This window comes from Halobellus clavatus, from assembly GCF_900107195.1.
GTDB lineage: Archaea > Halobacteriota > Halobacteria > Halobacteriales > Haloferacaceae > Haloquadratum > Haloquadratum clavatum.
This window is the reverse complement of sequence record NZ_FNPB01000009.1, coordinates 1-26,868: the sequence shown is the minus strand read 5'-3', so window position 1 is coordinate 26,868 and position 26,868 is coordinate 1. Positions and strand designations below refer to the sequence as shown.

26 protein-coding genes and 1 pseudogene are annotated in these 26,868 nt (G+C 55.6%); 7 read left to right on the top strand and 20 right to left on the bottom strand.

The features are described 5' to 3' along the window. Nucleotides 1-62: 62 nt before the first annotated feature. From BLU74_RS12825 to BLU74_RS12795, 7 genes are all read right to left on the bottom strand, one after another. A complete protein-coding gene (locus tag BLU74_RS12825; protein WP_089767911.1) occupies nt 63-764 on the bottom strand; it encodes a creatininase family protein in 702 nt (233 codons plus the stop codon). An 80-nt stretch (nt 765-844) separates the two neighbouring features. Then, complete coding sequence (locus tag BLU74_RS12820; RefSeq protein WP_089767908.1) at nt 845-2,260, bottom strand: amidohydrolase; 1,416 nt, start codon at nt 2,258-2,260, stop codon at nt 845-847. 57 nt (nt 2,261-2,317) lie between these two features. Continuing rightward, nucleotides 2,318-3,628 (bottom strand): ABC transporter ATP-binding protein, encoded by a 1,311-nt coding sequence (locus tag BLU74_RS12815; RefSeq protein ID WP_394327875.1) that lies wholly within the window; start codon nt 3,626-3,628, stop codon nt 2,318-2,320. After that, on the bottom strand, nt 3,621-4,721 hold the full coding sequence (locus tag BLU74_RS12810; protein WP_089768172.1) for an ABC transporter ATP-binding protein: 1,101 nt from the start codon (nt 4,719-4,721) through the stop codon (nt 3,621-3,623). The genes BLU74_RS12815 and BLU74_RS12810 overlap by 8 nt, the downstream gene beginning before the upstream one ends. A gap of 12 nt (nt 4,722-4,733) precedes the next feature. After that, nucleotides 4,734-5,681: an ABC transporter permease gene (locus tag BLU74_RS12805; protein ID WP_089767903.1), complete on the bottom strand. Its 948-nt coding sequence runs from the start codon at nt 5,679-5,681 to the stop codon at nt 4,734-4,736. Beyond that, complete coding sequence (locus tag BLU74_RS12800; RefSeq protein ID WP_089767901.1) at nt 5,681-6,679, bottom strand: ABC transporter permease; 999 nt, start codon at nt 6,677-6,679, stop codon at nt 5,681-5,683. Before BLU74_RS12800 ends, BLU74_RS12805 begins: the two co-directional genes overlap by 1 nt. A 29-nt stretch (nt 6,680-6,708) precedes the next feature. After that, the gene (locus BLU74_RS12795) at nt 6,709-8,355 is read right to left on the bottom strand and encodes an ABC transporter substrate-binding protein (RefSeq protein WP_089767899.1); all 1,647 of its coding nucleotides are present in this window, start codon (nt 8,353-8,355) and stop codon (nt 6,709-6,711) included. A gap of 315 nt (nt 8,356-8,670) precedes the next feature. On the opposite strand from BLU74_RS12795, the gene BLU74_RS12790 reads away from it, so the two are divergent. After that, nucleotides 8,671-9,432 (top strand): IclR family transcriptional regulator, encoded by a 762-nt coding sequence (locus BLU74_RS12790; protein WP_089767897.1) that lies wholly within the window; start codon nt 8,671-8,673, stop codon nt 9,430-9,432. A 384-nt stretch (nt 9,433-9,816) separates the two neighbouring features. On the opposite strand, the gene BLU74_RS18995 is transcribed toward BLU74_RS12790, so the two are convergent. The 3 genes from BLU74_RS18995 to BLU74_RS12785 all read right to left on the bottom strand — a co-directional run bounded on the left by BLU74_RS18995 (nt 9,817) and on the right by BLU74_RS12785 (nt 11,150). Continuing rightward, entirely contained in the window at nt 9,817-9,954 is a 138-nt protein-coding gene (locus BLU74_RS18995; RefSeq protein ID WP_175454648.1) for a hypothetical protein, read from the bottom strand. Between the two features lie 130 nt (nt 9,955-10,084). Then, entirely contained in the window at nt 10,085-10,255 is a 171-nt protein-coding gene (locus tag BLU74_RS19685) for a hypothetical protein (RefSeq protein ID WP_449271658.1), read from the bottom strand. A 400-nt stretch (nt 10,256-10,655) separates the two neighbouring features. Then, complete coding sequence (locus tag BLU74_RS12785; protein WP_089767895.1) at nt 10,656-11,150, bottom strand: DUF3592 domain-containing protein; 495 nt, start codon at nt 11,148-11,150, stop codon at nt 10,656-10,658. Between the two features lie 332 nt (nt 11,151-11,482). Here BLU74_RS12785 and BLU74_RS12780 point away from each other — a divergent pair, with 332 nt between their 5' ends. Both BLU74_RS12780 and BLU74_RS12775 read left to right on the top strand, forming a co-directional pair. After that, the gene (locus BLU74_RS12780) at nt 11,483-11,875 is read left to right on the top strand and encodes a cupin domain-containing protein (protein WP_089767892.1); all 393 of its coding nucleotides are present in this window, start codon (nt 11,483-11,485) and stop codon (nt 11,873-11,875) included. A gap of 367 nt (nt 11,876-12,242) precedes the next feature. Beyond that, complete coding sequence (locus tag BLU74_RS12775) at nt 12,243-12,728, top strand: site-specific integrase (protein ID WP_175454647.1); 486 nt, start codon at nt 12,243-12,245, stop codon at nt 12,726-12,728. A gap of 236 nt (nt 12,729-12,964) precedes the next feature. Here BLU74_RS12775 and BLU74_RS12770 read toward each other — a convergent pair whose 3' ends face one another. From BLU74_RS12770 to BLU74_RS12745, 6 genes are all read right to left on the bottom strand, one after another. Further along, on the bottom strand, nt 12,965-13,732 hold the full coding sequence (locus BLU74_RS12770) for a CPBP family intramembrane glutamic endopeptidase (RefSeq protein WP_175454646.1): 768 nt from the start codon (nt 13,730-13,732) through the stop codon (nt 12,965-12,967). Nucleotides 13,733-13,804: 72 nt separating this feature from the next. Further along, nucleotides 13,805-14,788: a glutathione S-transferase family protein gene (locus tag BLU74_RS12765; RefSeq protein ID WP_089767888.1), complete on the bottom strand. Its 984-nt coding sequence runs from the start codon at nt 14,786-14,788 to the stop codon at nt 13,805-13,807. Between the two features lie 445 nt (nt 14,789-15,233). Then, a complete protein-coding gene (locus BLU74_RS12760; protein WP_089767886.1) occupies nt 15,234-16,136 on the bottom strand; it encodes a DUF7351 domain-containing protein in 903 nt (300 codons plus the stop codon). A 94-nt stretch (nt 16,137-16,230) separates the two neighbouring features. Further along, nucleotides 16,231-16,611, bottom strand: a complete 381-nt coding sequence (locus BLU74_RS12755; protein ID WP_089767883.1) for a winged helix-turn-helix transcriptional regulator — start codon at nt 16,609-16,611, stop codon at nt 16,231-16,233. A 5-nt stretch (nt 16,612-16,616) separates the two neighbouring features. Continuing rightward, the gene (locus BLU74_RS12750; RefSeq protein ID WP_089767880.1) at nt 16,617-17,198 is read right to left on the bottom strand and encodes an NADPH-dependent FMN reductase; all 582 of its coding nucleotides are present in this window, start codon (nt 17,196-17,198) and stop codon (nt 16,617-16,619) included. 223 nt (nt 17,199-17,421) lie between these two features. Next, nucleotides 17,422-18,255, bottom strand: coding sequence for a DsbA family protein (locus BLU74_RS12745; RefSeq protein WP_089767877.1), 834 nt, complete (start codon nt 18,253-18,255; stop codon nt 17,422-17,424). 279 nt (nt 18,256-18,534) lie between these two features. Here BLU74_RS12745 and BLU74_RS12740 point away from each other — a divergent pair, with 279 nt between their 5' ends. The 3 genes from BLU74_RS12740 to BLU74_RS12730 all read left to right on the top strand — a co-directional run bounded on the left by BLU74_RS12740 (nt 18,535) and on the right by BLU74_RS12730 (nt 21,444). Continuing rightward, the gene (locus tag BLU74_RS12740) at nt 18,535-19,956 is read left to right on the top strand and encodes an MATE family efflux transporter (RefSeq protein ID WP_089767874.1); all 1,422 of its coding nucleotides are present in this window, start codon (nt 18,535-18,537) and stop codon (nt 19,954-19,956) included. 321 nt (nt 19,957-20,277) lie between these two features. Then, a complete protein-coding gene (locus tag BLU74_RS12735; protein ID WP_139175763.1) occupies nt 20,278-20,913 on the top strand; it encodes a hypothetical protein in 636 nt (211 codons plus the stop codon). Then, the gene (locus BLU74_RS12730) at nt 20,914-21,444 is read left to right on the top strand and encodes a DUF4188 domain-containing protein (RefSeq protein ID WP_089767869.1); all 531 of its coding nucleotides are present in this window, start codon (nt 20,914-20,916) and stop codon (nt 21,442-21,444) included. A 90-nt stretch (nt 21,445-21,534) separates the two neighbouring features. Here BLU74_RS12730 and BLU74_RS12725 read toward each other — a convergent pair whose 3' ends face one another. From BLU74_RS12725 to BLU74_RS18515, 4 genes are all read right to left on the bottom strand, one after another. Beyond that, entirely contained in the window at nt 21,535-22,875 is a 1,341-nt protein-coding gene (locus tag BLU74_RS12725) for a cytochrome P450 (protein WP_175454645.1), read from the bottom strand. A 22-nt stretch (nt 22,876-22,897) separates the two neighbouring features. After that, complete coding sequence (locus BLU74_RS12720; protein ID WP_089767865.1) at nt 22,898-23,338, bottom strand: DoxX family protein; 441 nt, start codon at nt 23,336-23,338, stop codon at nt 22,898-22,900. Nucleotides 23,339-23,344: 6 nt separating this feature from the next. Further along, on the bottom strand, nt 23,345-23,761 hold the full coding sequence (locus tag BLU74_RS12715) for a DoxX family protein (RefSeq protein WP_089767862.1): 417 nt from the start codon (nt 23,759-23,761) through the stop codon (nt 23,345-23,347). Between the two features lie 977 nt (nt 23,762-24,738). Continuing rightward, complete coding sequence (locus BLU74_RS18515) at nt 24,739-26,223, bottom strand: hypothetical protein (RefSeq protein ID WP_175454644.1); 1,485 nt, start codon at nt 26,221-26,223, stop codon at nt 24,739-24,741. 423 nt (nt 26,224-26,646) lie between these two features. Here BLU74_RS18515 and BLU74_RS12705 point away from each other — a divergent pair. Continuing rightward, a pseudogene (locus BLU74_RS12705) lies at nt 26,647-26,868 on the top strand (IS4 family transposase); the annotation flags it as partial.

Here is a 26,868-nt window from a genome sequence, read left to right as displayed (position 1 = left end):
GCCTCTCGTTCGCTGGTCGACCTGCTCGAAACGCCGGCTGCGATCTACTATTCGCGCTCATATCACTGTTCGATTTGAAGATCTGCAAGTATTCTATCGGTGGTTTCTGCGATTACCTCAGCAATGAACGTCGGGTCTGAGGCTGTTGGGTCTCCTAATCCACCTTCGACGGTGAGGTCATCGAAGTATCGGAAGGCTTCGGATTCTTCGGACTCGTGCATCGTCTGGGGCTTCTTCTTTTCATCCCGTACCAACTCCGGGCAGTAGTGTTCGATGACACTCGTCTCGTGTTCTCCGGCGTGGCCCCACTCGTCGCCGAATCGCTCTTCGAGTTCGTCCCGTGCGAAATCCGTCCAGTTGACATACCGTGTCGGTAGGTCGTGTTCGCGCTGGAGACGATCGATAGCTAATTTGTGCGGTTCGATGTTCCCAGCGTGAAAATTTGTAATGAGGAACCGGTCGCCGCCGTGTTCTTTCACTGAGCGGCCGATCTGAACGACAACGTCTTGGTACGTGCCGGCATCAAGGGTAATCGTTCCTGCAAACGGGAGGTGGTGCTCGGAGTAGCCATACGGGAGCGGCGGAAGCACGAGTAACTCGAGGTCGTGATCCGGCGCACGTTCCGCAAGTTCGTCTGTGAGGTATGACGAGCGCAACGTGTCGACCGACGTCGGAAGGTGAAGCGAGTGCTGTTCGGTGCTTCCACACGGCAGCACAACATAATCTGCGGCTTCGAGCGCGCTCGCAGCATCTTCCCACGTCATCCGTTCTAGCCGGTAGTCGGCGCTGTCACTCACGGTCGCTCACTCCCGTTGGACTGCGGTGAGATGCGTGGACTGCCATCTCAGTTCACCTCCATATTCGTCGGTGGTTCTGCACTCTCCGGCAGCGGCGTTTCGTACTCGCTGGGACGAGTCGCGTCCAGTTCTTCTGCCGCCGCCTCGAGGATCGATGGATCGACCAAGAGATCGTAAGCAGTCCCAGCTATGGCCTTCGCCGCGTATACCGCAGACTTCGCCGCAAAGTCCCCGTTGGCAGCGACCGCCTGCCAGGAGTGAGACGGGGTGCCTATGGGCCACGACGCTGCCCAGAACTGGGCTACGGGCGTGATCCAGCTCACGTCTGCAACGTCCGTTGAACCTTTCATCACGGTCCCTTCATCGAAGGACGCCATCGGTTCCGCGTACAGTGCGCGATCCCTGGCGGCTTCTCGTTCGTCCGACTGTAGATCGGCCAATCGGTTCTCGATTGTCTCCTCGGAAAGCGTTTCTTGGAGTTCGGCTGCGAACTCACGGTCCGATTCGGTGTACTCGATCGCCCCGAGTTCACGCATATTCGAGAGTAACACGTCCGAAATCGTGTCGTTCGCGAGATAGTCGTGACATCCCGTGATGAAGCGCCGCTTGACGGTCGTCTGAGACATCAGCGCCGCCCCTTCGGCAACGTCGTCGACCCAGTCGGTGATCTTCTCGGTCGTGTGCCGAGATGGCGCCCGTACGAAGTACCACACGGACGCCTCGGCTGGCACGACGTTCGGTGCTCCGCCGCCTTCCGTGATGGAGTAGTGGATGCGAGCGTCGTCGGAGATGTGCTCCCGCATAAACTCGACGCCTGTGTTCATCAACTCAACGGCATCAAGGGCGCTCCGCCCCGATTCCGGTGACTGTGCGGCGTGAGCTGATTCCCCGTGGAACGTGTACTCGATCGAGTTCATCGCGAGTGAGCGTCCTTTCCAGGGTGCTGAAACGTGGCTTGGATGCCAGGTGAGAGCGGCATCAAGGTCGTCAAAGACGCCCGCACGAGCCATATAGACCTTGCCTACGAGCGTCTCCTCGGCCGGACAGCCGTAGTACCGTACTGTGCCACTGAGGTCACCCGATTCGATCGCTTCCTTGACCGCAACTGCAGCGCCGAGACTGCCGACGCCGAAAAGATTGTGACCGCATCCGTGGCCCGACCCGCCCGCTTCAACCGGGTCGCGGTACGGTACCGATTTCTGTGAGAGGCCGGGCAAGGCATCGTACTCTCCGAGGATCCCGATCTTTGGGTCCCCATCGCCATAGGAGGCGACGAAGGCGGTCGGCATCCCGCCAACGTGATATTCGACCTCGAATCCCTCCTCGGAAAGCGTGGACGCGAGTAGTTCGGCCGATGCTGTCTCTTCGAGTGCGAGCTCCGGGTTCGCCCAGAGATCTCTGGTCAACGAGACGAGGTCAGTCCGGCGCGCTTCGATTCGTTCGTGGATATCGTGTTTTGACATAGTTCAGATGTGCGTTGGTGTGTCGTCAGTTCGGCCCGTGAAGGCGATCGGCGCAGCTCATTCGTGCTGTATCGGTTCGCCCTCTGATCCGTGGAGATGGCAGGCCACACGCCGGTCGGTCGTGGGTTCTCCGGTGATGCTGTCGAGACTCGGCGCCGTCTCTGCACACACGCTTTTCTCAGCAAACTCCGTCTGCAGTAGCTCGGTCGCACGCTCCCACTCATCGGCGACAGTGTGCTCGATTGCCTCAGTCACGACCTCCTGACAGCGGGTGTCTGTAAGCCGACCATCCAGGAACTGCTCTTGGATATGCGACACACTGTCTGCATCGAAGGAACGCCGATCGACAGCGCGTATCAGTTCGCGGACGTCGGCCCATTCGCTATCAGAGATGTCATACTCGGCTGGCACAATGAGGGCGGGACAGCGTGTTCGAAACCGACAGCCAGATGGGGGGTTGATGGGACTCGGCACGTCGCCGTGGAGGACGCTCCGCTCGCCGCGGCTCCGTGGATCCGGAACCGGGATCGAGGAGAGGAGCGCCTGTGTGTAGGGGTGCCTCGGATCCTCGAAGAGCCGGTCGACGTCTCCGACCTCGACCAACTCTCCGAGATACATTACGGCGACGCGATCGCTGATGTGGCGGATGACCGAGAGGTCGTGGCTGATGAACAGGTAGGTCAGCCCGAACTCCGTTTGGAGGTCCTGAAGTGTGTTCAGGATCTGTGCCTGGATGGATACGTCGAGGGCGCTCGTCGGTTCGTCGAGGACGACGAAGTCCGGATCGACCGAGAGTGCGCGTGCCAGATTGATCCGCTGGCGTTGGCCGCCCGAGAACTCGTGTGGGTACCGATCGTAGTACTGCGGCTCTAGCCCGACCGATTCTAAGAGTTCCTTCGCCCGCTGTTCGCGCCCGGTGGCATCCCGGAGTCCGTGGGCTTCCATCGGCTCTTCGATGATCGCGCCGATCTTCATCCGCGGATCCAGGCTCGACTGCGGGTCTTGGAAGATCATCTGAATGTCTTCACGCCGCTGCCGGAGCGCCTCGTTGCTCAGTTCCGCGAGATTCTCGCCCTGGAAGTGGATGTCACCGTCAGTCGGTGAGAGCAGTTGGAGCAGGACGCGAGCGAGCGTCGACTTCCCGCATCCGGATTCGCCGACGAGACCGAGTGTCTCGCCCTGTTCGATCTCGAAGGAGACGCCGTCAACTGCACGAACGGTCTCCGGATTGTGCGTAAACGGAAAACTCAGCCCGTCAGGGGCGAACTCGTAACTGCCGAGCAATCCGCTCGAATTGTCGAAATGTTTGGTCAGCCCTGATACGCGGACGAGCGGGTCCTCCTCCGACTCTTCGGGATGACTACTCACGTCGGTCACCCCCTGCAGCTGGACTCTCGTCGGTGAGTGGCCGGCTGGTCTCGTATGCCGCCTCGAAGGCATCGTGTTTCAGACACGCGGCGTACTGTCCCGCCTCGGTCACCGTCCGGAGATCCGGATGGGTTCGCTGACAGACCTCGCGAGCCTCCGGACAGCGGTCGTGGAACCGACATCCCGAGGGCGGGTTGATCGGCTCGGGCATCGCCCCCTCGAGCGGTTGGAGATCTTCGGTGGATTGGTCCGGTCGCGGGATCGAGTTCAGTAGGGCTTCGGTGTATGGGTGCTGGGGATTGTAGAAGAGGTCGTCGACGCTGGCGCGCTCGACGACTTCACCGAGATACATCACGTTGACGCGATCACAGATCTCAGCGACGATTCCCATATCGTGAGTGACCCACAGGAAACTCGCGTCGTATTTGTCTTGGAGGTCATAGACTAGATCCAAGATTTGCCCCTCAACGGTGACGTCGAGCGCCGTTGTCGGCTCGTCTGCAACGATGAGTTTCGGCTCACAGCCGAGTGCCATCGCGATGAGCACACGCTGACGCATTCCACCGGAAAACTGGTGTGGGTAGTCGTCGAAGCGCTCTGCGGGCTGAGGGATTCCGACCTCACGGAGTATTTCGATTGCTCGATCACGCGCCGCCTGCTTCGAGAGCCCACGATTCAATTCGATCAGTTCACGGAGTTGGCCCCCGACGGTAAATACGGGATTCAGACTTTCCATCGGGTCCTGGAAGATGAGTGCGATCTCGCTTCCACGGATTTGAGACCGCATCTCCGTGTTCGTGAGCATCTCTTCTCGCCTGGTCGGCTCGCCGTCTGTCCCGGGTTCGTCCTCGAACCCAACGACGGTCTTCCCGTCGAACGTAATTTCGCCGCCGACGATATGACCGGGCGAGTCGATGAGACGGAGAATGCTCCGGACGGCGACGCTCTTTCCCGCACCGGATTCGCCAACGAGGCCCACGATTTCACCTCGCTCGACGGTAAATGAAACGCCGTCCACTGCCCGGACTGTGCCTGCTTCCGTGAAGAACTGCGTTTTCAGATTCTCGACTTTCAGTAGTGGTGTGTCACTCATAGTATCGTGTAGTCAGTCGTTCAGTCGCGGATCGAACGCGTCGCGAAGCCCATCACCGACGAGATTGAACCCGACGACAGTGACGAGGATTGCAAGTCCCGGCCAGACGCTGAACCACGGATCGGGCAACATATAGGTTCGCGACTGGGCAAGCATCGCGCCCCACGAGGGCGTGGGTGGTTGTGCGCCGAATCCAAGGAAGGACAGCGCGGCGACGATGAGGATGTTCACGCCAATCTGCAGCGTTGCCTGCACCAACACGGGGGCTAGGCTGTTCGGAATGACGTGACGGCGGATGATATTCCGATCACGGACACCTGCAGCCTTTGCGGCCTCGATGTACTCCTCTTCGCGAACGCTGAGTACTTCCGAGCGGATCAGTCGGGCGAAGATCGGCGTCGTGATGACACTCACGCCGACGATAGCGATCCAGAGGCCTCGCCCGAACGCGGACATAATCGCGATCATCAGCACGATAAATGGGATCGCGTAGAACGTCTCGACGGTTCGCTGCAGGACGTCGTCGATCCATCCACCGTAGTACCCAGACACCGCGCCGATGATCGTCCCGAGTGTGGCGCCGACGCCGGTCGCGACGATCCCGATCTGGATGGCAATCCGTGACCCATAGACGAGTCGCACCAAGATATCACGTCCGCGATGGTCGGTTCCCAGCGGGTGGGCCCACGTGCCGGTCCCGTACTCGTTCGTGATGCCGACTGGTGGCAGGAGGCCACGGGAGCCAGGCGGGGCCGTTATCGGACTGTACCAGAACCGCTCGGCGAAGTAGTAATCGAGCACGACGCCGTCGACGAACGCCCAGATAGCGACCACGATGATGAAGAGGACGATATACATCCCCCACCGAGACGTGGAATTGCGTCGGAGCTGCGTCGTTACTTCTTCCCAGCCTGAGCGTGGCGTGTGTGTCGTGGATTCGTCGGCAGTTGCGTCACTCATTAGCTTTCATCCCCGTAGGAGATACGCGGGTCGAGATACGCGTAGAGTATGTCTGTGATGAGAACGCCGATGACGAACAACGACGCGTAAAACAGCGTCGTGCCGAGGACCAGCGGATAATCCCGGGCGTTCACACCTGTGATGATGAGCGTTCCAATCCCGTTGATGCTGAACACCGTCTCAGTGAGTACCGACCCTCCGAGCGCGGTCGTCAGATTGAGTCCAATGACGGTCAACACAGGAAGCTGTGCGTTCCGAAAGGCGTGTTTCCGGAGTATCGTCCGCTCCGAGACGCCAAATGCTCTGGCGAGCGATACGTACTCCTGATTGAGGACCTCGAGCATCGAGGAGCGCTCGATACGCATAATCGCGGCCATCTGAAGCGTGCCCAGCGTCAGTGTCGGCATAATGAGGTGGATTCCGGATTGGTAGAGCACGTCTAGGCGTGTCGTCGCGTGATCGACTGCTGATGGGGGCGCCCACGGCATCACCAGACCGGTCGCTGGCAGGAGCCCGAGGTGGTACGTGAGGATGATAATCAGGAGTAGCCCGATCCAGAAGCTCGGTGTACTCACCCCGATGAGACCGAAAATTCGGAAGACGTGATCGGAGAGTTGATTCCGGCGCTGTGCGGAAAGCACCCCGATCGGGACCGCAGTGATGATAGCAAACGTGAAGCTAGATGCGACGAGCAAGAGCGTCGCTGGAAGCCGTTCGAGGATTTTCTGTGTCACCGGCACCCGGTAGTTGATACTCTGTCCGAGGTCGCCCTGGACGACATTCATAAGATATTTGATGTATCGGATATGGATCGGTTGATCGAGGCCGAACTGCGCCCGCATCGCGGCGATTGCCGATGCGTCGGCGCTCGGCCCGATAAAGATCCGAACCGGGTCGCCCGGAGCGGCGTTGACGAGGAGAAACGTGATCGTGACGACGCCGAGAAGCGTAAATACCGACTGACCCAGCCGACGGGCGACGTATCGAGGGAGACTCATATGCGCAAGGGAGTAGGGAGCGTATTAGATTACAGGGAGACGTTGTTGTAGTCGGTGACGAGTCGAGGGTTGATCGGCGAAACAGGATGCACGGAGAAGTCCTGCACACGAGAACTGACACCGTAGGCGTTCTTGTAATTGAAGGCTGGAAGGTGGACTTTGTCTTCGAGGAGTGTCGTGATCGCGTTCGTGTACAGTTCCTTCCGCTCTGCCTGGTCGACGGAGCGGCGCGCCTCGGAGATCTGTGTCATCACTTCCTCGTTCTCGTAGTAGACGCCCTGATTGACGCCGGCCGCGTCGATGTGGAACAGATTATACATAAAGTCGTCCGGGTCGGGGTAGCGGACCCAGCCGAGGACGTAGATGTTGTAATCGTCGGCGTTGCCGGTGTAGGCTTGGCTGAGCATCGTCCCCCAGTCGAGGCGCTGGACGTTCGCGTCGTAGCCGGCCTCTTTGATCCCGTTCGCGATCGAGACCCCGATGTTCTCACGGTTGTCGTCCGGCGGAACGATAATCTTGCAGTTCCAATCGGATGGGACGTCGGCCTCAGAGAAGAGCTGCTGGGCTTGCTCGATGTCCTTGTCGTTGGGAATATCCGTCCACTGGTCGACCGGGAATCCCCAATCCTCGTTGATCGGGCCTGGCATCGGACTGTACTGACGAAGCCCGGACGGTTCGATGAACCGCTCGACGGCGTCGTCCATCGAGAAGCTGTAATCGATGGCCTCTCGCACCTTGAGATCCGTGGTCGGCCCTTCGTTCATATTGAACGCCACGTAGAAGTAGCCGATGCTCTCGACGGACGAGACGTCTGCATTCTCCATTCCCTCAACGGTCGACCACAACTTCGGAGGGATGGTCTCGATGATATCTTGACTCCCGGTTTCGAGCTCGGTCACCCGAGTCGTCGATTCCGTGATGGGAACGAACCGCACTCCCGAGACGTTCGGCGTTGTGTCACCCCAGTAGTCGTCCCACCGTTCGAGTTCGACGAAGGAATTCTCTTCCCAGTCAACAAACTGGAACGGCCCCGAGCCGATTGGCTGTTCGGTGTTGAACGCTTCCGGATCATCCTCACGCACAGCTTTCGGCACGATTTGATGCGTGAGGAGATCGTCGAACATCGCAAAGGGGTAGTTCAGATCGAACTGGACAGTGTAGTCATCGACGGCTGTGGCGGTATCGATGACTGAGAAAATCCCAGAGAGTGGCGTTTCTTCCTCAATCGGTGCGAGGAACGAATACACCACGTCCTCTGCGGTCAGCGGGTCGCCGTTGTGGAAAGTAACGTCCTCCTTTATTGGAACGACGTATCGTGTGTTCTCTCGCGTGATTTCAGGCGCTGCGGTTGCCAGATCTGTCGTCGTCTCCGTCCCCTCAGTGTAGGTGTACAGTTTACTGAAAACACGGTTACCGACTAGCGCATCGGGATTCGAGTACTGGAGAATCGGATCGAACCGCGTGGGTTGGAGTGCCTGCCCAACGTTGAATGTGGCTCCCTCCGAAGAACCGGATTCATCCGCCGCTGTGTTACCTGTGTCAGCCGAATCTGAACTGGAGGTGTCAGTTGAATCGCCCGACGCATCTGATCCGTCCGAGCAGCCGGCAAGCCCGACTGGGATCGCAGTCCCAGTCGCAGCGAGGATCTCCCGGCGTGAAATATCGTTGTACTCCATTGTGCCAAGAGGTCCCACCCGCCCTAATAACAAATAAGTTGCTCTTAATAACACTCGAGATATGGTAATCCGCGATGTTATTTACTCTTTTTACTCGATTGAAATAATCACTATGCGGGACATATACAAAATAGTCCCACAATACGAACAGCTGAGATGCACCTCGATGTGCGAACTGATTTTCACACTACCCAATATCGGGATAGAAATCCGTTGATACGGCAATATAGATATATCTATACTGTATTATTCTTCAGATTATTAATCCTAGTATGCGGTAGCATTATGCTGTCGGCCGTAGATCCACAAACCGGAATGAATGACACAAATCCTGAGACATTGACCACGATTGAACAGGCATTTGAGATCCTTGAACTAATACATTCAAATAACGGCGGGAAACCCACCGATATCGCTGATTCAATGGATGTCAGTTCGAGTACCGCACATCGGTATCTCAATACACTCGTTGAGAAGGGCTATCTCGTGAAAGAAGACGGCGTCTATTATCTCGCGTTGAAGTTCCTCACACTCGGCGAGCGGGCACGGACGCGCAAGAACGTCTACACGAGTGCCGAAGAGTACGCCGATATGCTCGCCGAGGAAAGTGGCTGTCGATCAACATTTATCGTCGAAGAAAATCTCCAAGGGATCTATCTCTATACCTCTGCGGGAAGCCACAGCGTCTGGACACAGTCAACGATTGGAAAACGCATCCCCCTCCACGCGACTGCCGGAGGGAAAGCCATTCTTGCATCTTTGTCTGACGACAAGGTTGCTCGAATCATCGATCAGGGCCTAGAACGGAAGACTTCGAGCACGATCACTTCGGCGAGCACGCTCCGTGAACAACTTACGACGATCCGTGACCGCGGCTACGCTTTCAACAGGGAAGAGCAAATCCAGGGTGTTAACGCGGTTGGCGCCCCGGTGACGGACAACTCCGGCGAGGTTATCGGTGCGTTCAGTGTCTCTGGGCCTTCCAACCGACTCAACGGGGACCGCTTCACGTCCGAACTCCCACAAATTCTCCTCGGGATCACGAACGAATACGAACTACGCATTACCCTCTCGTAGCTGCGACGATCCGGATACAGTACCATCGTGTCGAAGGAGGCGATCGCCACGGCGGAGGGAGATCCCGCGATTGTATCCCGATCCGAGCTGCGTCCCTACTCTGACGAGACGGTTGGAAGCCACATTCCGATCTTACAGTTGTCGTACGATGGGTTCCCAGGTCTTTGTCACCCGTCTCGACGGGAGAACGACGGGAGAAAAGACGGCGATACGACTACCGAAATAAAGTGTATTAGCGCTATTTATCGCTATTCTCGCTCGAATTTGTCTGTGGTGGTGGTTTCGACTGGTGTGGCGTGACCGTGGTGGCGGTCTTCGTGCCGATCTTTCAGCCACACCCCTGCCCCGGTCTTACGACAACTGTAATATGTCTCGTGTGCATCGTCACTCCGTGGTCGCGGTCTTGGTCTCGGGGAGCCCGATGTAGTGGTTATCGACGCTGTCAACTTTCCGCCGCTTGACGAGGTGTGTCGAGCCGGCGGCTAGCTCCTCAATCGCATCGAAGATAGCGCCGACGGTCATCGTGAACCCTCCCGTGGCGGGACCCGACAGTGGCGCGTCGGTCGTGATCCGGTGGACTGGTGGGCATCTGTCTCGTGCGGAATCCCGTGGGTTGCGGCGGTAGGCGCGACATAACAAGGTGGGTTGCGGCTTATCGACCTCGTGGCCGCCACCACACGGCCAGCCCGCCGCGATCGGCATCTCCAAGGGGGGGCCCGGCAAGCCGTGCTGATCGGACCTGGTGCAACATCGCGTGCCTCGCTGGTCGCTTGCACCTGCAGCGATCGCGCGTACAATCAGGGTACTCGATGAAGACATCCATCAACGGATCGGTCCCACGCTCGTACTCGATAGTGAAAACAACCTCTCGCACTGTGACATACTCTCGGTCCTCGCGTTTACTCACTCGGAGTGCTGCCAACTCCAGACACACTCATTAGATCGATTCACAGCGGAGTGTCGCGGCCAATTCTTTCATCCCCTGCTTGAAGTGAATTCCGCGACTTGCGGCAGACATCCTCGACTCATTGCTGCTTCGGCACGACCGCCGCCTACAGCGTCGGACGGACGGTTACGAACGGGCCTAGAAAGGGTGCTACCTCTTGAGGCCGGCGTGAGTTTCCTGAGTGCTATTATAACTCTCGGAGCCTGCGGTCTATCTGTTTGTGCTAGCTGCTGCGGTGCCAGATAGATAACAGAAGCAGCGGTTACATCAGAGCGGATTACATTTTCTTTCCAGCTGACACTGCTGCGAACAGAGCGAATATCCCGCCGATACCAATGGCTATTAGCGGCGCGTTCGATGTCTTGTTCTTCAAAAACGCATCACTCGGTTCGTCTGGCTCGACGTACGCGGTCGTCTCTGCCCCTTGTTCGTACCCTTCGATCGCCGACTCGGCTCCTGACCGTGTCTCGTAGTTCTGCTCAATATCCGCTGGGTATAGTTTTGTCCCAGTGTATTGCGTTCCATTATACCGATATTCGAATTCAACGGTCGGGTCGTACTCGATACCCGGGTTTGAGGATGTCCCGCTATCCGTCTCAATGCTGAGTTCTGTGACAGTCGCGTTGACTTGTACTGAATCCCGAACTGCCTCGGTCTGCTGCACATAATCGTAGCCCCCATAACTGGCGATGGCAAGGCCAATCATAACATACAGTAATGCCCCTGCTAAAGTCTCAGGGCCATTAATACTGAATCCCGAATCATCGCTCATCAGTACCAGCCTCCCTCACGCACTTGATCTCTGACAACAGCCACGTGTCTCTGAACGACGCACGGAACTGCGGATTGGTTCTGGACCCGAAACGAATGCGATAGGACCAATCGGGCGGCTTCACATCCTGGCCAGCGTGTCGGTGGAGTGATCGGCGGCACTCCTGGAGGGCGGAATGCACAGGAGAATGCTCCGCTGGCGGCCTACTAAAATCTGTATACAGCTATTGTCGCGATGGGTGGGGTGGCGGTAGTCACAACAGAGAGAGTGCATCTCAATCCCTCCAGTGGTAGCCACGTCAACTTATTATCCGGACGGTTAGATTGGTGAATATGACAGCAGACTTCTCCGTCGTTGAATTAGAGGACATTGCACAAGAGCAGTTCCCCGAGTCGGGGAACCGTCATCGAAAACTTACCGAATCGCTTGGCTGTACCGAGATGCGAATCAATACAGTAACGCTTGCGCCAGGGGAGACGACAGCTCCACACGCCCACGAACAGCAAGAAGAAGTGTATATTGCTCTCGACGGAGGGGTTGTAGAAATTGAGGAGACCCGTCACGAGGTCTCCGCAGGCGGTGTCGTTCGTCTCGGACCAGACGCCATCCGCAGTGTTCGGAACGACACCGACACCGAGGAGCAGACGTGGATTATGTGTGGTGCTCCTCCACTTGGCACCGTTGACGATTTTGGACAATACAGGATGCCTAATGACGATAATTAAGAAACGACAATTATACGATAGATTTAGTGGAACACTCGCGGTAGCGAGTCCGCGACTGTGAACGAAGATTGATACATCCTGTCGCGCAGGTCCGACAGTAGTACTGGACGTAACCAAACTCGGGTGGGTTATCCACCGAAACCACCCCGATTTGCTGAAAGAATCGACCGACTGCGAAGAGGTGCGTTTAGTTTCACCTTGGTCGCAATTTGAGGCGGATTATTTGATACGTTGAATATGCCGAATACGGGAGTATAGAGGCCTCTACGAGGCGATTTGATTTTACTCCGATTCATTTGCAGACGCGACATTGCATTCACACCAATCCCGCTTAGGCCACTTTCTACAATGGTGTGACAACGAGGACGTGACGAACCTCAATGATCTCACTGGCCGTGATCTCCACCGCTATCGTTTGTGGCGTCGAGAGGAGGGCGACATCGCTCCAGTAACCGAGAAAACTCAGATGGATACGCTACGTGTTTTCATCAGATGGTGTGAATCAGTCGATGCTGTTCACACAGACCTGTTCACCAAGGTCATATCTCCAAGCTTGGACAGCGGTGAGAACGTCCGTGATGTCAAGGTCGATTCTGAAGCTGCCGAAAAGATACTCGACCATCTCAATACCTACGAGTACGCGTCAGCACGCCACGTCTGTTTCCGCCTGATGTGGCGCGCTGCACTCCGTCGTGGGCCAGTCGTTGCACTTGATGTCGGTGATTACAACCCCGACGATCAATCACTTGAAGTCCAGCATAGAGCGGAATCGGGCACTCCTATCAAGAATAAGGATCGAGGTGAGCGATATATTGCTCTCACCGATGAAACCTGTAGCGTGCTGGATGCATAGTTGGCAGACCGGCGACCGGACGTAACTGATGATGCAGGTAGGGAACCTCTCCTTGCCACACCCCAGGGACGTGTGCATCCGACAACAGTTCAGGGGACCAATGTACCGATGTCGAACGCAGACCCCTCTACGACATATCAGTAGCAGCGTGCGAGATACAGAGATTCTATGCAGCAGCGAAGAAAATGGCTCTGGCATAATTAATTCGGAGCAACCTGGATGGTTGAGAGCCCGTCTCACAGCGCATACAGTGATGGAATGACAGAGATGGCAACAAGAAACTCCAAAACATTGTTGAGCGTATGCATCGACCACACTCCGAGGAGATTATCGAACCATAGTCGGAGTGCGGTGACCAATACACCCAGCAGGAACGCATTCACGACGCCTCCCAGTCCGGCTTTGAACAGGTGAATCCCCGCAAATACGACGAGTGAACCCACGCTAGGGACCACGGGTGCATATCCCCGCTCAAGAACAATCCCGAGAAACACTCCGCGGTATAGAATCTCTTCGGCGATCGGGGCCACGGCAACCGAACCGAGAAATAGAACGGCAATCGGGACAACTGCTGTGAGAGATGGAACTGTATAGTGAGCGACGCCAACGGTCTCTGATACCACTGTCGTGAGTGGCCACCCGATGATAATCCCGAGTCCAGTTGCACCCATTCCAGCTGCAACTTCGGCAGATGATGGGTCTCGGAACAGCGCACTCGCTTTCCAGACTTCCTCACCCACCTGTACACACAGACCAACCAGCACCACGAGGTTGGCGAACCCATACATCAAGAGCGGGAATTGCAGTGGAAATCCGGGGTCTTGTCCTCCTGTGAGTGTATACGCGCTGGCGATGACCAGTACCGTCAGTCCAATCGGAGCAAGTACAGCGAGAAGCCACCACGAACTGAGGGCCGATAACGGCGCAACCGTCTGGTCACGATCCTGTGGGCGAAGATGAGTCCAGAAGTTCGCAGATCCCACCGTGGTCGTATCTTCTGCCACCGGAACAAAAATCTATGGAGTCTGTCATACTGGCGTACGATTTCGAGTGTTGCCCTAAGAGTATCTGTGCTGTTACTGATCGGCAGCGAGAGTGATGGCTGTCGAGTCGCCAAGACGCGCTCGATTGTGCGGCGCCGACCAGTCAGCTGCCGGTCCCACTGGAACGAATCCTGTCGGGTTGATGTCCTCGTGACTGCGATAGTAGTGGGCTTTCACGTGGTCTATGTTGCAGGTCGCCTGGACGCCCGGAAGTTGATAGATTTCACGAGCATACGGCCAGAGGTTTTCAAAATCAACCAGGCGCTTGAGATTGCACTTGAAGTGAGTGTGGTACACTGCGTCGAATCGATAGAGTGTCGGGAACAGGAACACATCGGCAAGCGTCAATTCGTCGCCCGCGAGGAACCGACGTTCCCCGAGTACGCTATCCCACTGCTCGAGCGCGTCGAATAGATGCCGGACTGCCGTCTCGTATTCCTCTTGGGTGTCGGCAAATCCTGCTTTGTACACACCGACGTTGATATCGTCGTGGATTTGCTCGATGATGGCGTCGATCTCTTCTTGTTTCTGTGTGGGATAGAGATCGATGTCTCGCGTGGCGTATTCGTCGAAGGCGTCGTCCAAGATACGAGCGATGTCGGCTGACTCGTTGTTGACGATCGTGTCTCGTTCGGTGTCGTAGAGGACGGGTACAGTCACACGCCCGGTATAGGCCGGGTCAGCCTGAGTATATACCTCACGGAGGTATTCGAAGCCGTTCACCGAATCGGGTGTGCAGTTGTCTTTTGTCGGGGTGAATTCCCATCCATCGTTCCGACGGACTGGATCGACGACATCGATCGAAATCACGTCCTCGAGACCTTTCAGGCGGCGCGTAAGTGCCGTCCGGTGCGCCCACGGACACGCCCGAGAGATATACAGATGGTATCGATTCGGTTCCGCGGGATACTCGTAGTCGCTGTCTCCGTCTCCCCCACCGATCCAGGCGTCGAACCCCTGTTCGTCGTGCCCCCGCTCGGGGGCAACAACCCACTCGCCGTCAACAAGCTTCCCCATTGTTACATCACTCCTCTACCGGTGGTGTGGTTGCTGTCGATACGCGAGTCGATGGCTGATTCGGACATTGCAGTTGCGGATACGACCTACCCATTATAATATTTCAGGCAGACTATATGAAACCAGGTATTGTCCACTATACTTGACCCTCTCAGTACGGTGGTGATTGTGACAGTCTGGACAGCACAGCCAGTGTCGGATGGTTTCCTAACTGCTGTGCTGGGTGCCGATTCGCTATGAACCGTTCCGGTGTCATGTGTCTACCCACCCGTTTATATTGGTCAGTTCCTTGACTGAATCTGGTATATAATACCCCCTGACACTTATGAAGGTAGTTCCCCTCCGTTCAATCGCAATGGCAGACAAGCCAACTCCCGCGGACGAACCCTGAGGAGGAGTTCGCGCCCGGTGTGTGGTTGGACAGGGGTACTTTTGATGCGACTTATCAGACGGTGAGAGAGTGGACAGATGCGTCGTCGTCGAGACGGACTGTGAGACTCTCAGTCTCCGTCGGGACTTCAATGAGAATGTCCCACGGCTCTCGGCTCTGGACTGTCACGAGTTCTGCGTCAGTAATGAATGGCAGTTCCCAGAGATGATCAGTCGTTACGTCAATCCCGGCCATAGCAAGATACCCGACGACCGTTGGATCATCGAGCAGTCGGATTCCAACTGGGATGTAGCTATAGAAACTACAGTTGTGGCAGCTGAGATGGAAGAGGGCGGGATGGTCGGCGGCAAAGAACTCTCCATACCGGTCGTCGTGGTCGATTTGTGGGGCTGACTCAGTGTAGGCGACCTCCACACGGCCCGCACAGACGAAACAGGCACCGCTTGAGGCAAGTCGCCATAAGAATTTCGTCCGCCGATCAAACGCACTAACAGCCTCAGCGACTGAACGGTCCTGAAAACCACCGGGTTCGAACGGGTATTCGATGAGTTTAGTCTCGCACTCACTACAGGAGACAGTTGCGAGTAGCTCGTCGTACTCGAAGGTCGGTGTCGTACCACAGTGCGTACAGGACCCAGGTGCTTTGACCGGCGACACTGTTGGGGACATGTGAAAGATACCGCTTTGGATGGCGTCGATGACACGGTGGCCGGCAAGTTGGAGGACGTATTGTCCTTCGATCTCTGTGACAAACTGTCCGGTGAGTTGTTCTAGGTGGTAGGTGAACTTGCCCGAGTCGCGCTCACCGACCGCATCCTGTATCTCTGAAAATGCCAACGCATAGTTGGGCGACTTCCAGATAGCGAACAGGATCTCAAGTCGCATCTCGTGGCTGAACAATTGAAATGCCTCTTGGGGATCGATTTTTTCCGGGGACTCGTCACCCGGTCCTGTCATACCTCGACTATTCTACACCGATCCTAATAATTTTCAGGAACCCGTACAAAAATCGACAGCGAGTGGGGTCTGACAGCCGGTCCGGATACTGTCCCTATCGTAGCCGCTGTGTAAACTCGTCAGGATCATCCACGTCGTCCATCCATTCGACAGCCCACTGACTCACTTCATCAAGTCGACTGAGAAGCGTCTTTCCTTTCTCTGTGAGCTGGTAGTAGACCGCGATCGGGGCTGCCTCCTCGGTCCGTCGTGCAATCAGGCTCTCGTCGGTGAGGACATCAAGTGCGTCCGAGACCGTCTTCGATCTGCCACCAGTCGCCCGCTTGAGTTCGTTGAACCGCAGCTCCGACTCACGGAGCGCGTACAGAATTTGCAGACGCCACGGCGTTCCGACAGTCTCCACTGCTTGGACGACGGGACAGGCTTCAACGTTTTTTGTGTGAACTTCGTCCTGACGGGTTGATGCGGTTGACATAGATGTTAATCAGCGTGCGTGTGAGTCGAGGGGGTGGTTGCGGTGGCACGGTACTGAGCAACGTCTGCGTACTGGACGACTTCGGTTCCGAGTCTGTGCACCCGGTCGCGAAGCGACGATTTAACGAAGGAGCCATCACTAACATACTCGTGTGAGTTCGGAATAGCCACGTCGAGTGGCAGCGGCCACGCGTCGAATGCTTGCATAACTGATCGGAGATGATCCAGTGCAGGAGTCGGGAACGACCCCCCGGAGACAGCGAGTAATCCGACCGTTGTGTTTTCGAACTCGTCGAAGCCGCTGTAATCCAGCGCCGTTTTCAGTGGCGAGCTGAAGGAGCCGTGATACATCGGCGTGCCCAGAATGATCGCGTCTGCCCGTTGAAGATAATCGCGCAATTCTGGGGCGTCGCCAGCGTCCTGATTGTCGGCGTCGAATGTTGGGAGATCGTACTCCCTGAGATCGACGAGCGTCGTCTGTGCACCCGCAGTCTGTGCTGCCTGCAACGCTTCCCGAAGCGCGACACGAGTCACGCTGTCGGACGCCAAACTTCCACAGACAGCCACTACCTGGATATTTCGGGTCATCTCGGTTCAGAGATACAGACGTTTGCAACCCACTTATTATCTCTGTGAACTGAAATTTACCTCGAACGGGCCACGTTGAGTTACAAAGCGCTTTGGAATCGTGTTTTCCCCGAGTTGAACCTGGATAGTATGATATGAATGTAAACAGTTGGTGAAAATCGTTTGAGTAACCCTCGAATTATCACTCCGGTAGTGAGTTCGTCACCTCCGTGGCACGCGCACGCTACTGGGAGCGGTCCCAGAACACACCGTTCCCACGGGATTCCCGCCGGAGAATACCCTCGTCACCGAGCGCCTGAAGCGTCTGGTGTGCTTTGTCACGACTGACCTGATATACTTCGGCGACTTCCTGGGTTGCAACGGGACCGTACTCGGTAATGAAGCGTTCGATGGATGGCGGAGACGACTGCTCAAGGCTGGGAGCCACAGCGGATAGTGCGTCTACCAAGTCATCGAACGACCGGAACGCGCTAATCTGACGGTCACCAGCAGGGCCGTCGATGTGGTACGTTGGGAAGGCTCGTACGCCAGCTGCCCGAGTCCGCAATAAGTCGTTCTGGAATTCGGATCGAGCTCTTCCATTGTCGAGAGCCGTCGTGAATTCACCAATATCCAATCCGACGCGTCGTGCCAGTTTGACCTGTTCCTCGCGGTTGTTGATATTGCGTACCTGCGTCGCGTACGCTTCACGGAGACGCCGCAGGTATCGATTAGCGAGGGCTTCATTTTGTTGGCGGGCAGCGACAAAGGCTATGCTGGCTGGATACGTCGAAAGTGCTGGATCAACATCAAAGATATCTACATCGACAGGCATCCCGTGGATGTCGGATGCCTCCAGCCAGTGAGGGGCGACATCATCGGGCTCTGAGATGTCGTTTCGCGCGTCGTAGAATTCTTCAAAATCTTCGATGAGACCGCCCATCACGTACGTGACTTGTAGTTGATTCCCGTACGCGACGTGAAGGTGGCGGATGATCGGTTCCGAACCCCAGCACCACGTACACATCGGGTCCGTGAACTGGGTCACTGTCACTTGTGTGTCTGAGGTTGCTGTCATACATTCGAATCTACCTTGCCGTGGCAATTATATTTCAGGATAATTATAATAAACCAGATTTAGCGTAGTATATCTATGTTGCGTATCGACCACTCTGAAGTAAAATAGTAGACTATCTCCTCTATTAATAAACTCTTTATTTCCGTCTCAAGCATTCTTTTCTTCGTTTCTGTGTTTTGAGCACATCTGGTTTCCAAGAGGAAACCTGGACATTCAAGCAATACCTGATTTAGTATAATTATCCTGATATTAATATGGTGTGCGTGAGACCAGAGACATATGGACCCACGCGAATTCACGCGCCCGCTGTTCAAGAGCGAAGACGAACTTGACCTTACGAATGGGAGTATCGCACAGCCACTGTTTCATCTCTCCCTCCCAATCGTGATTATGAATCTCCTCCAGACCACGTACAATCTCGTCGATACGTTCTGGCTGGGCCAATACGACACCGCTGCGCTGGCAGCAACGAGTTTCACGTTTCCGATGGTGCTGTTGTACATCTCAATCGGCCTGGGCATCTCCGCCGCGGGAAGCATCCTCGTTGCGCAGCATCTGGGGGCCGGTGACCGACCACTGGCGACGGCGGTTGCCTCACAGACAGTCACACTCTCGGTACTCGGCGCAGTCGGTCTCGGCGGACTCGGATACTTCTTTATCGACGATGTCCTCCGAGTGATCGGCCCATCCCCGCAGGTGCTGGAGTTAGCAACCGTCTATATGCGACTCATCTCACTCGGGCTGGTGTTTATGTTCGGATTCGTCACGTTCATGGCACTGATGCGTGGGGCCGGGAATACTGTCACACCGATGCTGGTGGTTGCGGGGTCGGTCGGGCTGAACATCGCTCTTGACCCGTTCCTCATCTTCGGGTGGGGTCCATTCCCGGAGTGGGGGATTCGTGGCGCTGCGATTGCAACGGTCGCTTCCCGGGGACTGGCGTTTGCCGTCGGACTCTGGATTATGTTCCGAGGAAATCGGGGCATCCGTATCAGACTCTCCCAACTCCGACCCACGAAAGAGTGCGTCGCTACGCAACTACGTCTGTCGATTCCCGCCTCTGTCGAGGGTATCAGTCGGACGTTGTCACTCAATCTTCTCTTGGTTATTGTGGGACTGTTCCCGACGACGGTGGTCGCCGGATACGGCATCGGGATGCGCGTGCTTTCGGTCGTGTACCTCCCCGCAATCGCAGTCGCCAGGGGCATCGAAACTATGACCGGACAGAACATCGGTGCAGTCCAACCCGACCGGGCAGCGACGGCGACGCACTTCGCTGCTCGCTTCGTGTTTGGGGTCCTCGCAGTCGTGGGAATCGTCGCCTGGATCGGTGCTGAAACCATTATCGGTGTGTTCACTACCGACCCTGAAGTCGCCCAGAGTGGCGCCCTATTCTTGCGCTACGTGGCGCCTACGTTTGGATTCATCGGCCTGGTACGGGTGTTCACCGCGAGCCTCCGGGGTGCAGGAAAGACACTGAGTGCTGCTGTCATCGTACTGATTATGTACGGGCTGATCCGTCTCCCGGTGGCACAGTTTGGCGCCGTCTCAGTGGGACCGTCCGGCGTCTGGTTGTCGATTGCAGCGACGAATCTCGCCGGTGCAGTCCTTGCCTATGCATGGTATCGTCGTGGAACCTGGCGAGACACAGCCAGATCTACTCAGACCCAACACACCACCACGCATCCGGCAGACGACTGATCGCCACGTCACGCTGCTTGATTGATACACTGATGGTTTCGACATACGATTGCTGATCCGAATTTACGCTTCTGTTTACAGACCGGCCCAAGTGAGAAATAACGGTTCCTTAATAAATACAACACAACTCCCCAAACACTCTATAAGAATAATTGTTGTATTAGTAAGATTTAAGATAATGGTCTTCGAGACTTGTCAATGCTCAGAAATGACACAGGTACCATTATTCACTAGGAAGCTAACCGAATCGGAGAAGCGGCGGACACAAACACCCGAAAGATGACTGATCGTACACAGCGAGGATGGTGGCCATCTCGCTTAGTGCAACGAGTAGTTCACCTTGCTCTCGCGATAGCTCTAGGGGTGTTTCTCTATTCACCACTCAGATCGGCCCAGGGCAGTGATTTAGTCCTCCAGATGATCGTGTTTCCGCTGTTGACACTCTCGGGGCTGTTCATATGGAAAGGACACGTCATCCGGACCTGGCTCCGTAACTCACAGCTAACTGGTGAAAAACTTCCACGCCGACTCTTCTTCCTCGTGTTCTTCGTGTTTCTATTTGGTCTCGGTCATCATATCGATCATGTCATTCGAGGTAACCACGTCGGGTGGCCGCTAATCCCTGCTGTTAATGCGTTCACGTTCAGTTTGCTGGCCTATCCATTCGTTGGCCTGGGATTATATCTCGGGTGGCGAAACCGTGCCGGCGTCAGGTACTGGACGGTCCTGTTCTTTGTGCTGGCCACGATGGTCATCACGCAACACTTCGGCCCAACCGCGAACGAACCGCCAGCCGATGTCATCGGACCCTACGAGAGTCAACTTCTCGGATCGGTCGCCTTCAGCTGGCTGCTGTTGTTCACAGTCGTCATTGTGGCCGCTCTCTTGTACAGTGGAGTACTGTGGTTGAGGCGGCGTGACAATGAGCGCACCCAAGCAAAAACGGGGGGTTCGTAGATGAGCGGAGACATTATCTCCGAACGCGTGACCGCAGATATTGAGGGTGAGTTCGTGGTGTTCCGAATCGGGATGCGGATCAACAAACTCTGGAAAGTCCACAAGTGGGCCCCAGTTTTTGTGGCGATGCCGCGAATGTTGCGGGAACTCGAAGCAGACCCCGACAGCGGACTGCTGGGCTACCAGCGTAATCTTGGCATTCGTAACCACATCCTGTTCATGTACTGGCGTTCCTTCGAGGACTTACACGAGTACGCACGCGACCCGGACCAGGAACACTTGCCAGCCTGGCAAGAGTACAATCAAGAAGTCGGAAGCGACGGAGATGTCGGGATCTGGCACGAGACATTCCTCGTCGGGGATGGAGAGTACGAGGCCGTCTACAACAATATGCCTCCCTTTGGCCTCGGAAACGTCTCGGAGCGGGTGCCTGCGTCGGGACAGCGCGAAACCGCAGCTGGGCGCCTCGGTCGGGCCGACGATGACTCGATGCCCGAGTCCGTGGATGGGTCAGCGGCTAGTGAGACCTGAGTTCTGCTCCTGACAGGCAGCTGAAAAACGTGTCCCTGGCACAACAGAGGCATTAAATAATTATCATTTTAATGCGGGCAGATACCGTTGCTAGTGTCGTTTTTCGACTGTGACACCGATACTGTCGGCGGGACTCACCGTCGATCCCACGTCGATGCCCACGTCGTCGTACTCGTGGGTTATCTGATAGCGCCGGGCAATCGTTGCAAGCGCCAGTTTCAGTTCCATACGAGCAAACCGCATCCCAATACAGTGACGAGGGCCACCACCGAAGGGGAAATACGCATATTCCGGGCGGTCACCTGGGGGCTCCGCAATATCGTCCCATCGTGACGGATCGAACTGTCGTGGTATGTCCCACCAGCGGTCGTCGGTATGGACGTGGAACTGGGGGAGAACCACGTACGTATCCTCTGGAAGCCGGTAGCCACCGATGCGGACCGCTTCGTCAGTCTCCCGAAAGATTGCAGCCGCCGGTGGATACCGACGCAATGTCTCGCGCAACACCTGTTCTGTATACTCCAGCTCGGGCAGTTCTGCGAGCGCCGCATACGAGCCATCCACGACCTCATCGACTTCGGTGGTGAGACGCTGCGCAACCGCGGGTTTCCGACCCAGTTCGTACAGAGCCCACGTCAGCGCCGTGGCGCTTGTTTCGTGGCCAGCGAACAGAAACGTCATTAGTTGACTGCGAATCTCGCGCTCGCTGGGACCCTCGCCGTCGGCAGTCGCTGTGAGGAGTAACGACAGGAGGTCGTCACCACCTGCGTCTTCACCACGCTCTTCGAGAAGGGTGTCAACAACGTCCTCAAGCTGGTCGATGCCACGCCGGTAGCGGCGGTTCCCAGGTGTCGGGAGCCAGTCGGGGATATCGACTGAGACAGGGCTTTCGCTGCTGCGTTGCCGAACCGCTTCGGCACCTGCTCGGACCGCGTGTCGATACTCGTCAGTGTTGACACCGAACAGCGTCTTCCCCAGCACACGAAGCGTGTACGTCGATGTCGCTTCCATCAGGTCAACACTGCCGTCAGTTGCTGCCCACTCGTCGGCAACCGCAGCCGCATAGCTACCCATCGTCTCAGCGTATGTCTCGATACGCTCCCGATAGAATATGGGCTGGAGGCGTGTCCGCTGGCGCTGCCATTGGTCGCCATCACTGAGGAGCAATCCGTCGGAAAGCACTTCCACACCCCCCGCGTCGTCGGGTTTTCGGAACTGGTCGAAATCCTCGACCAGCACCTGTTTGATTCCCTCCGGATGAAGAACGGCTGCTATGTCGTAACTCCCGAGTGAAAACCGGACTACGTCGCCGTAGCTCGCAAGATCTGCGTAGAAGGCATATGGATCTCGGGCAAAGGCTATTGCACTACCGACTACCGGAACCCCTGTTCGTTTCGGTGGGAGTGGTGGCGTTCCGTTATGCTGATTCATATTTTGCTTCGACATAGCGAGTCTAATTATGATTTTTCTGTTTGATCAGTCCCTGTGTATCCGGTTTGACTGTACATTTTCTCAGATCATCTACTGTCGGGTTCCAGTAGGAGCACGGACCCGTGCCTAATGCAAGAATCCCGGCGCATACGACTAACACAACGATACTGAACGGATTTGAGCCAGCGGTGATCGCGACGACGATTATGCCGACAACGAGCATCGCAGCGCCGAGACGCACAGCGAGCCCAACCGCAATCAACGCGATGACAACGAGTTCGATCACACCGGTCAACGGAACCGCCACTTCCGGCCAGGGAATCCCGTATATGGCGAATTGTTCAACCCGATAGGAGTATTCAACGAATTTCCGGACGGCGGGATACGCCGTAACCGTAACTGCAATCAGCCGAAAGATAACTGGTAGCCACCGACCGATAAGTCCTGAAACTGGGCGGATCATTGCTGATCACATCCCGACTCCGATTGCGAGGGGCCACGCACTCGTCGAGAGCGATAGAAAGACTAACGCGGTACCGATTAGCCCGAGATTTTTCAGGAAGTGGATCTGTTCGTTTTGTCTGGCCTGGCCCTCCATCGTCCAGAAGTCGTGTATGATGACAGTAATCGGGGTCAGGAATGCAACAATAGCCAGCACGCCGACAGCAGGATAGAACCCGACGAGGACTGCTAGTGCACCGGCAATCAATCCTAAGCTTCCCAGCGGTACAGTGACAGAGGCCAGCGGGGCGCCCTTGCTCTCGGCGTAGCCTATTGACGATTCAAGATCAAACAGGTTACCAAGGGCGAGATACCCGACGACGGCGGCAAACATCGTCCGACCGAGTATGAACGCCACATCGGACACAACTGGGGAGACTGCCATCAGTGGGCACCCCCCTCGGAGTTGCGGAATGGTTGCGGACTGTCCGACAGTATCGCAGCACTGGCGTGCCAAGGGAAGTTTTGTGACATCGTCGCCATATCGAAGTAGAAAGCTCAGGTAAAAATGTTTCAGGCATATTATACTATACCAGGTTTCCCGCGTTACACCAGAGCAGTGGCCCATTCGAATACGGTAAGTCTGACAGTGACAGTTGGATCAGCCAGAGTGATTTGATGCCGCATATTGATCCATATGCGCCCTGTATATCGTATGACTATTTGGACACTCCTCTGAGTTGGCAGAATCCTTGGCGATCAATCCGCAAGCACGGTCTGATTGGTGATTCAGACTCAACAGTGTGAAAGGAATTCTCAGGAGGACTGTTCGCGCGCAACGACTCAATGACTAATACAGTACAATCCGTTTTGTCTCTTGGTGAATCACCAGACGGGAGCGACCCCCGTGATGCAACATAACGAACTTGATCGCCAAGACATCCGCCTTGTTTAAAAAGAAGGCGGCGCTGTCCTGTGTATCCTAAGCGTTATACCGCATAATGGGCGCTGCAGGATTCTCACCCTTGCGTCCGGCCGCCTCACTTCCGTTCGGCGGTCCGGGCGACCAGCGTTGCCGCGTGGCGATTTCGCGGTTCTCGCCGCGCTCCCGGCTGGTCGCGCGGCTGCGCTTCCACCTATCCTTGGTCCGTCCCGCTGCCGTTCGCGTTCTGAGCTAAGCATCTCGCGTCATCGCTGGTGACTGGCGGTCAGATTGAGCAGTCGCGGGCCGGGATGTTAAGAGTTCGCGCTCGCGGGGCTTGGCTCTCCAACAGTTTGTACGCTTCTGTGAGACGTGGTTATCGCTCTTGGCTCTACCCTAACCACTTTGACCGCCGCCCATCCAAGTCGGCAGGAGCGCGCACCCGCTTATAATAACACAGGTCAGTATAGCGGTGCGCTCACATTCATTACCAGTACCACCTAACTTTGTAATACTTCAGTTGGTGATTGATCAAAGCCCCGAACTTGAATATTCGCAAAGTCATCTCCTGAGAGTGCGTTTCTATGTCCAACGAAATATCCAAGTTCGAGATTAGGTGAGTCAATGATCGGTGAATCAGAAGCCAAGTATGGTCCATTATGTTCCACGGACAATTTTGCATCATCGCCAATTCGCGCGAAGGCACCGTATTCTAACAACTGTAGAGTTCCCTCCCGCAGGGTCTGAGCGTTGGTTGAGTGCTTCACCTCTCCGATGAACACACTCTCGATCACTGGACTGGCTCCAATCTCCTCACATCTAAGAAGCACGATATCTGGCGTTTTTTGCGTAGGATTGTGACCGAGTACTTGCCGCTCAATTAGATATTTGTTAGCCAACACAAACCCTAAACGGTGGTGGACGTCGTTTTCAACGGGGGTATTGGAATTGCCTACTTCATCCGCATTGTCTGAATTAGCTGACGCTGTAAGATTCTCAGTCGAGGGGAGATCGAATGAGAGATACTCGTTACCATCGTAGGTTCCGTCCCAATCATTGAATATTAGATACGTCGAATCATTCTCGCGCCACTGACCGATTAAATCTTCATCCTCCTTCATTTCAAAGAGTCTATGTTCGGCGTGTTCGAACGTGTCCATCAGCTTGAATATCCAGTACATCTCAAACAACGTCGATATCATTTCAGTGTCGTTTGGTGGATGGACAACCTGAGATCCAAGAAACGACCGGGCGATATCTTCATCGAACTTTCCACGTTTGAGACGTCGGTGAAGAGCCAGTAGTTCAGCGGCTTCTCTATAAAGAGGGGTCCGGTCAAACTGAACTTGACGAACCTCCTTATCAGAAACCTCAACCGATTTTCTATTAAGCGCCGAAAGTTGACTCTGGTTCAGCGCAGTCTTAATCACTGCTCGTAGGTTTGGCGACTCGGTGGGTTCATGCGGTTCGTCGTAACGGCCTGTCGTAGTTTCAGATTGGTTTCGTGACCGTAGCCAAGGTCTAAACCATTCAAACGATTCATCAGTAGAGACGCGATTGTCAAACCGCGTGAATATTTTCTCGATCTGAGTGAGAAGCTCTACCAGCACACGGTTCCGTGGCGAGTCTAACGATGGTTTCTGTACCTGACACGCAAAGACTTGGGAATTCGAATCACCTGTGTTGTATCGGTGCTTGATCGTCTGGTTCCAATTGATCCTGCCTCGTACTTCCCCCCGGAATATCTCCGTCGCAGGCTGAATCTCGGGATCAAGTGATCGAATCCGATTGGCCAGTAATGATGTGAAATCAAGGACGCCAATTGGGACACCGTACGTATCCTCAATTATACTCTCAGAGAGGTTTACCTCCGAACGGGATGTCTGATTAGACACTTCTCCAGTCAACAGGAAATAATACTCCAGAAGTTCCTCAAGACTACTAACTTTTAGATTGGGTGTGAAATCATCTGCGAATGGCTCCATTGATGCTCCAGCACCAATATACCCGACAAAGTACTCCGCGACTTCACGGATCAATTCGTCCCGACTAGGCGCGTCAGGTCTTGTGCTAGACATTGCTCAGAAGCTGTTCAGCAGTACGCTTAGGGACTTCTTTTGAGAACTTCGACATTCCAGCACTGCTTGCTTCGATCTTCCCATGCAGCTCATCGATGAGCGCATGAGCGTTTTGTAACGGAATCCCATCTAACTGTGGCAGTATCTTCGCCGCAAAAGCGGGTCCGTAGTCTAGATCTCCTGTTGAATGGAGGGTCGTAAGGGAATAACGTACCTATCCGTCTTTAGCTAAGAGGAGAACCACGTGACAGTGACGGCTTATCGAGGCTTCTTTTCGAGAGGAATGAGGAGGCAACCGCTGTGCACACAGAAGCCTCCTCATCGAGAATCATGCGTCGGCTTACTACACTGTTTCCTTCCGAGTTCCTCGAAGAGCACGCCGAGGAACTCGGCGTGGTCGAGCGAGAGGGCAAGCTACAGGTACCAGTCCTCGTGTGGGCGCTCGTGTTCGGCTTCGCCGCAGGCGAGAGCCGAACACTCGCTGGCTTCAGACGCAGTTACAACTCCACGGCTGATGAGACGATCTCACCGGGTGGCTTCTATCAACGGTTG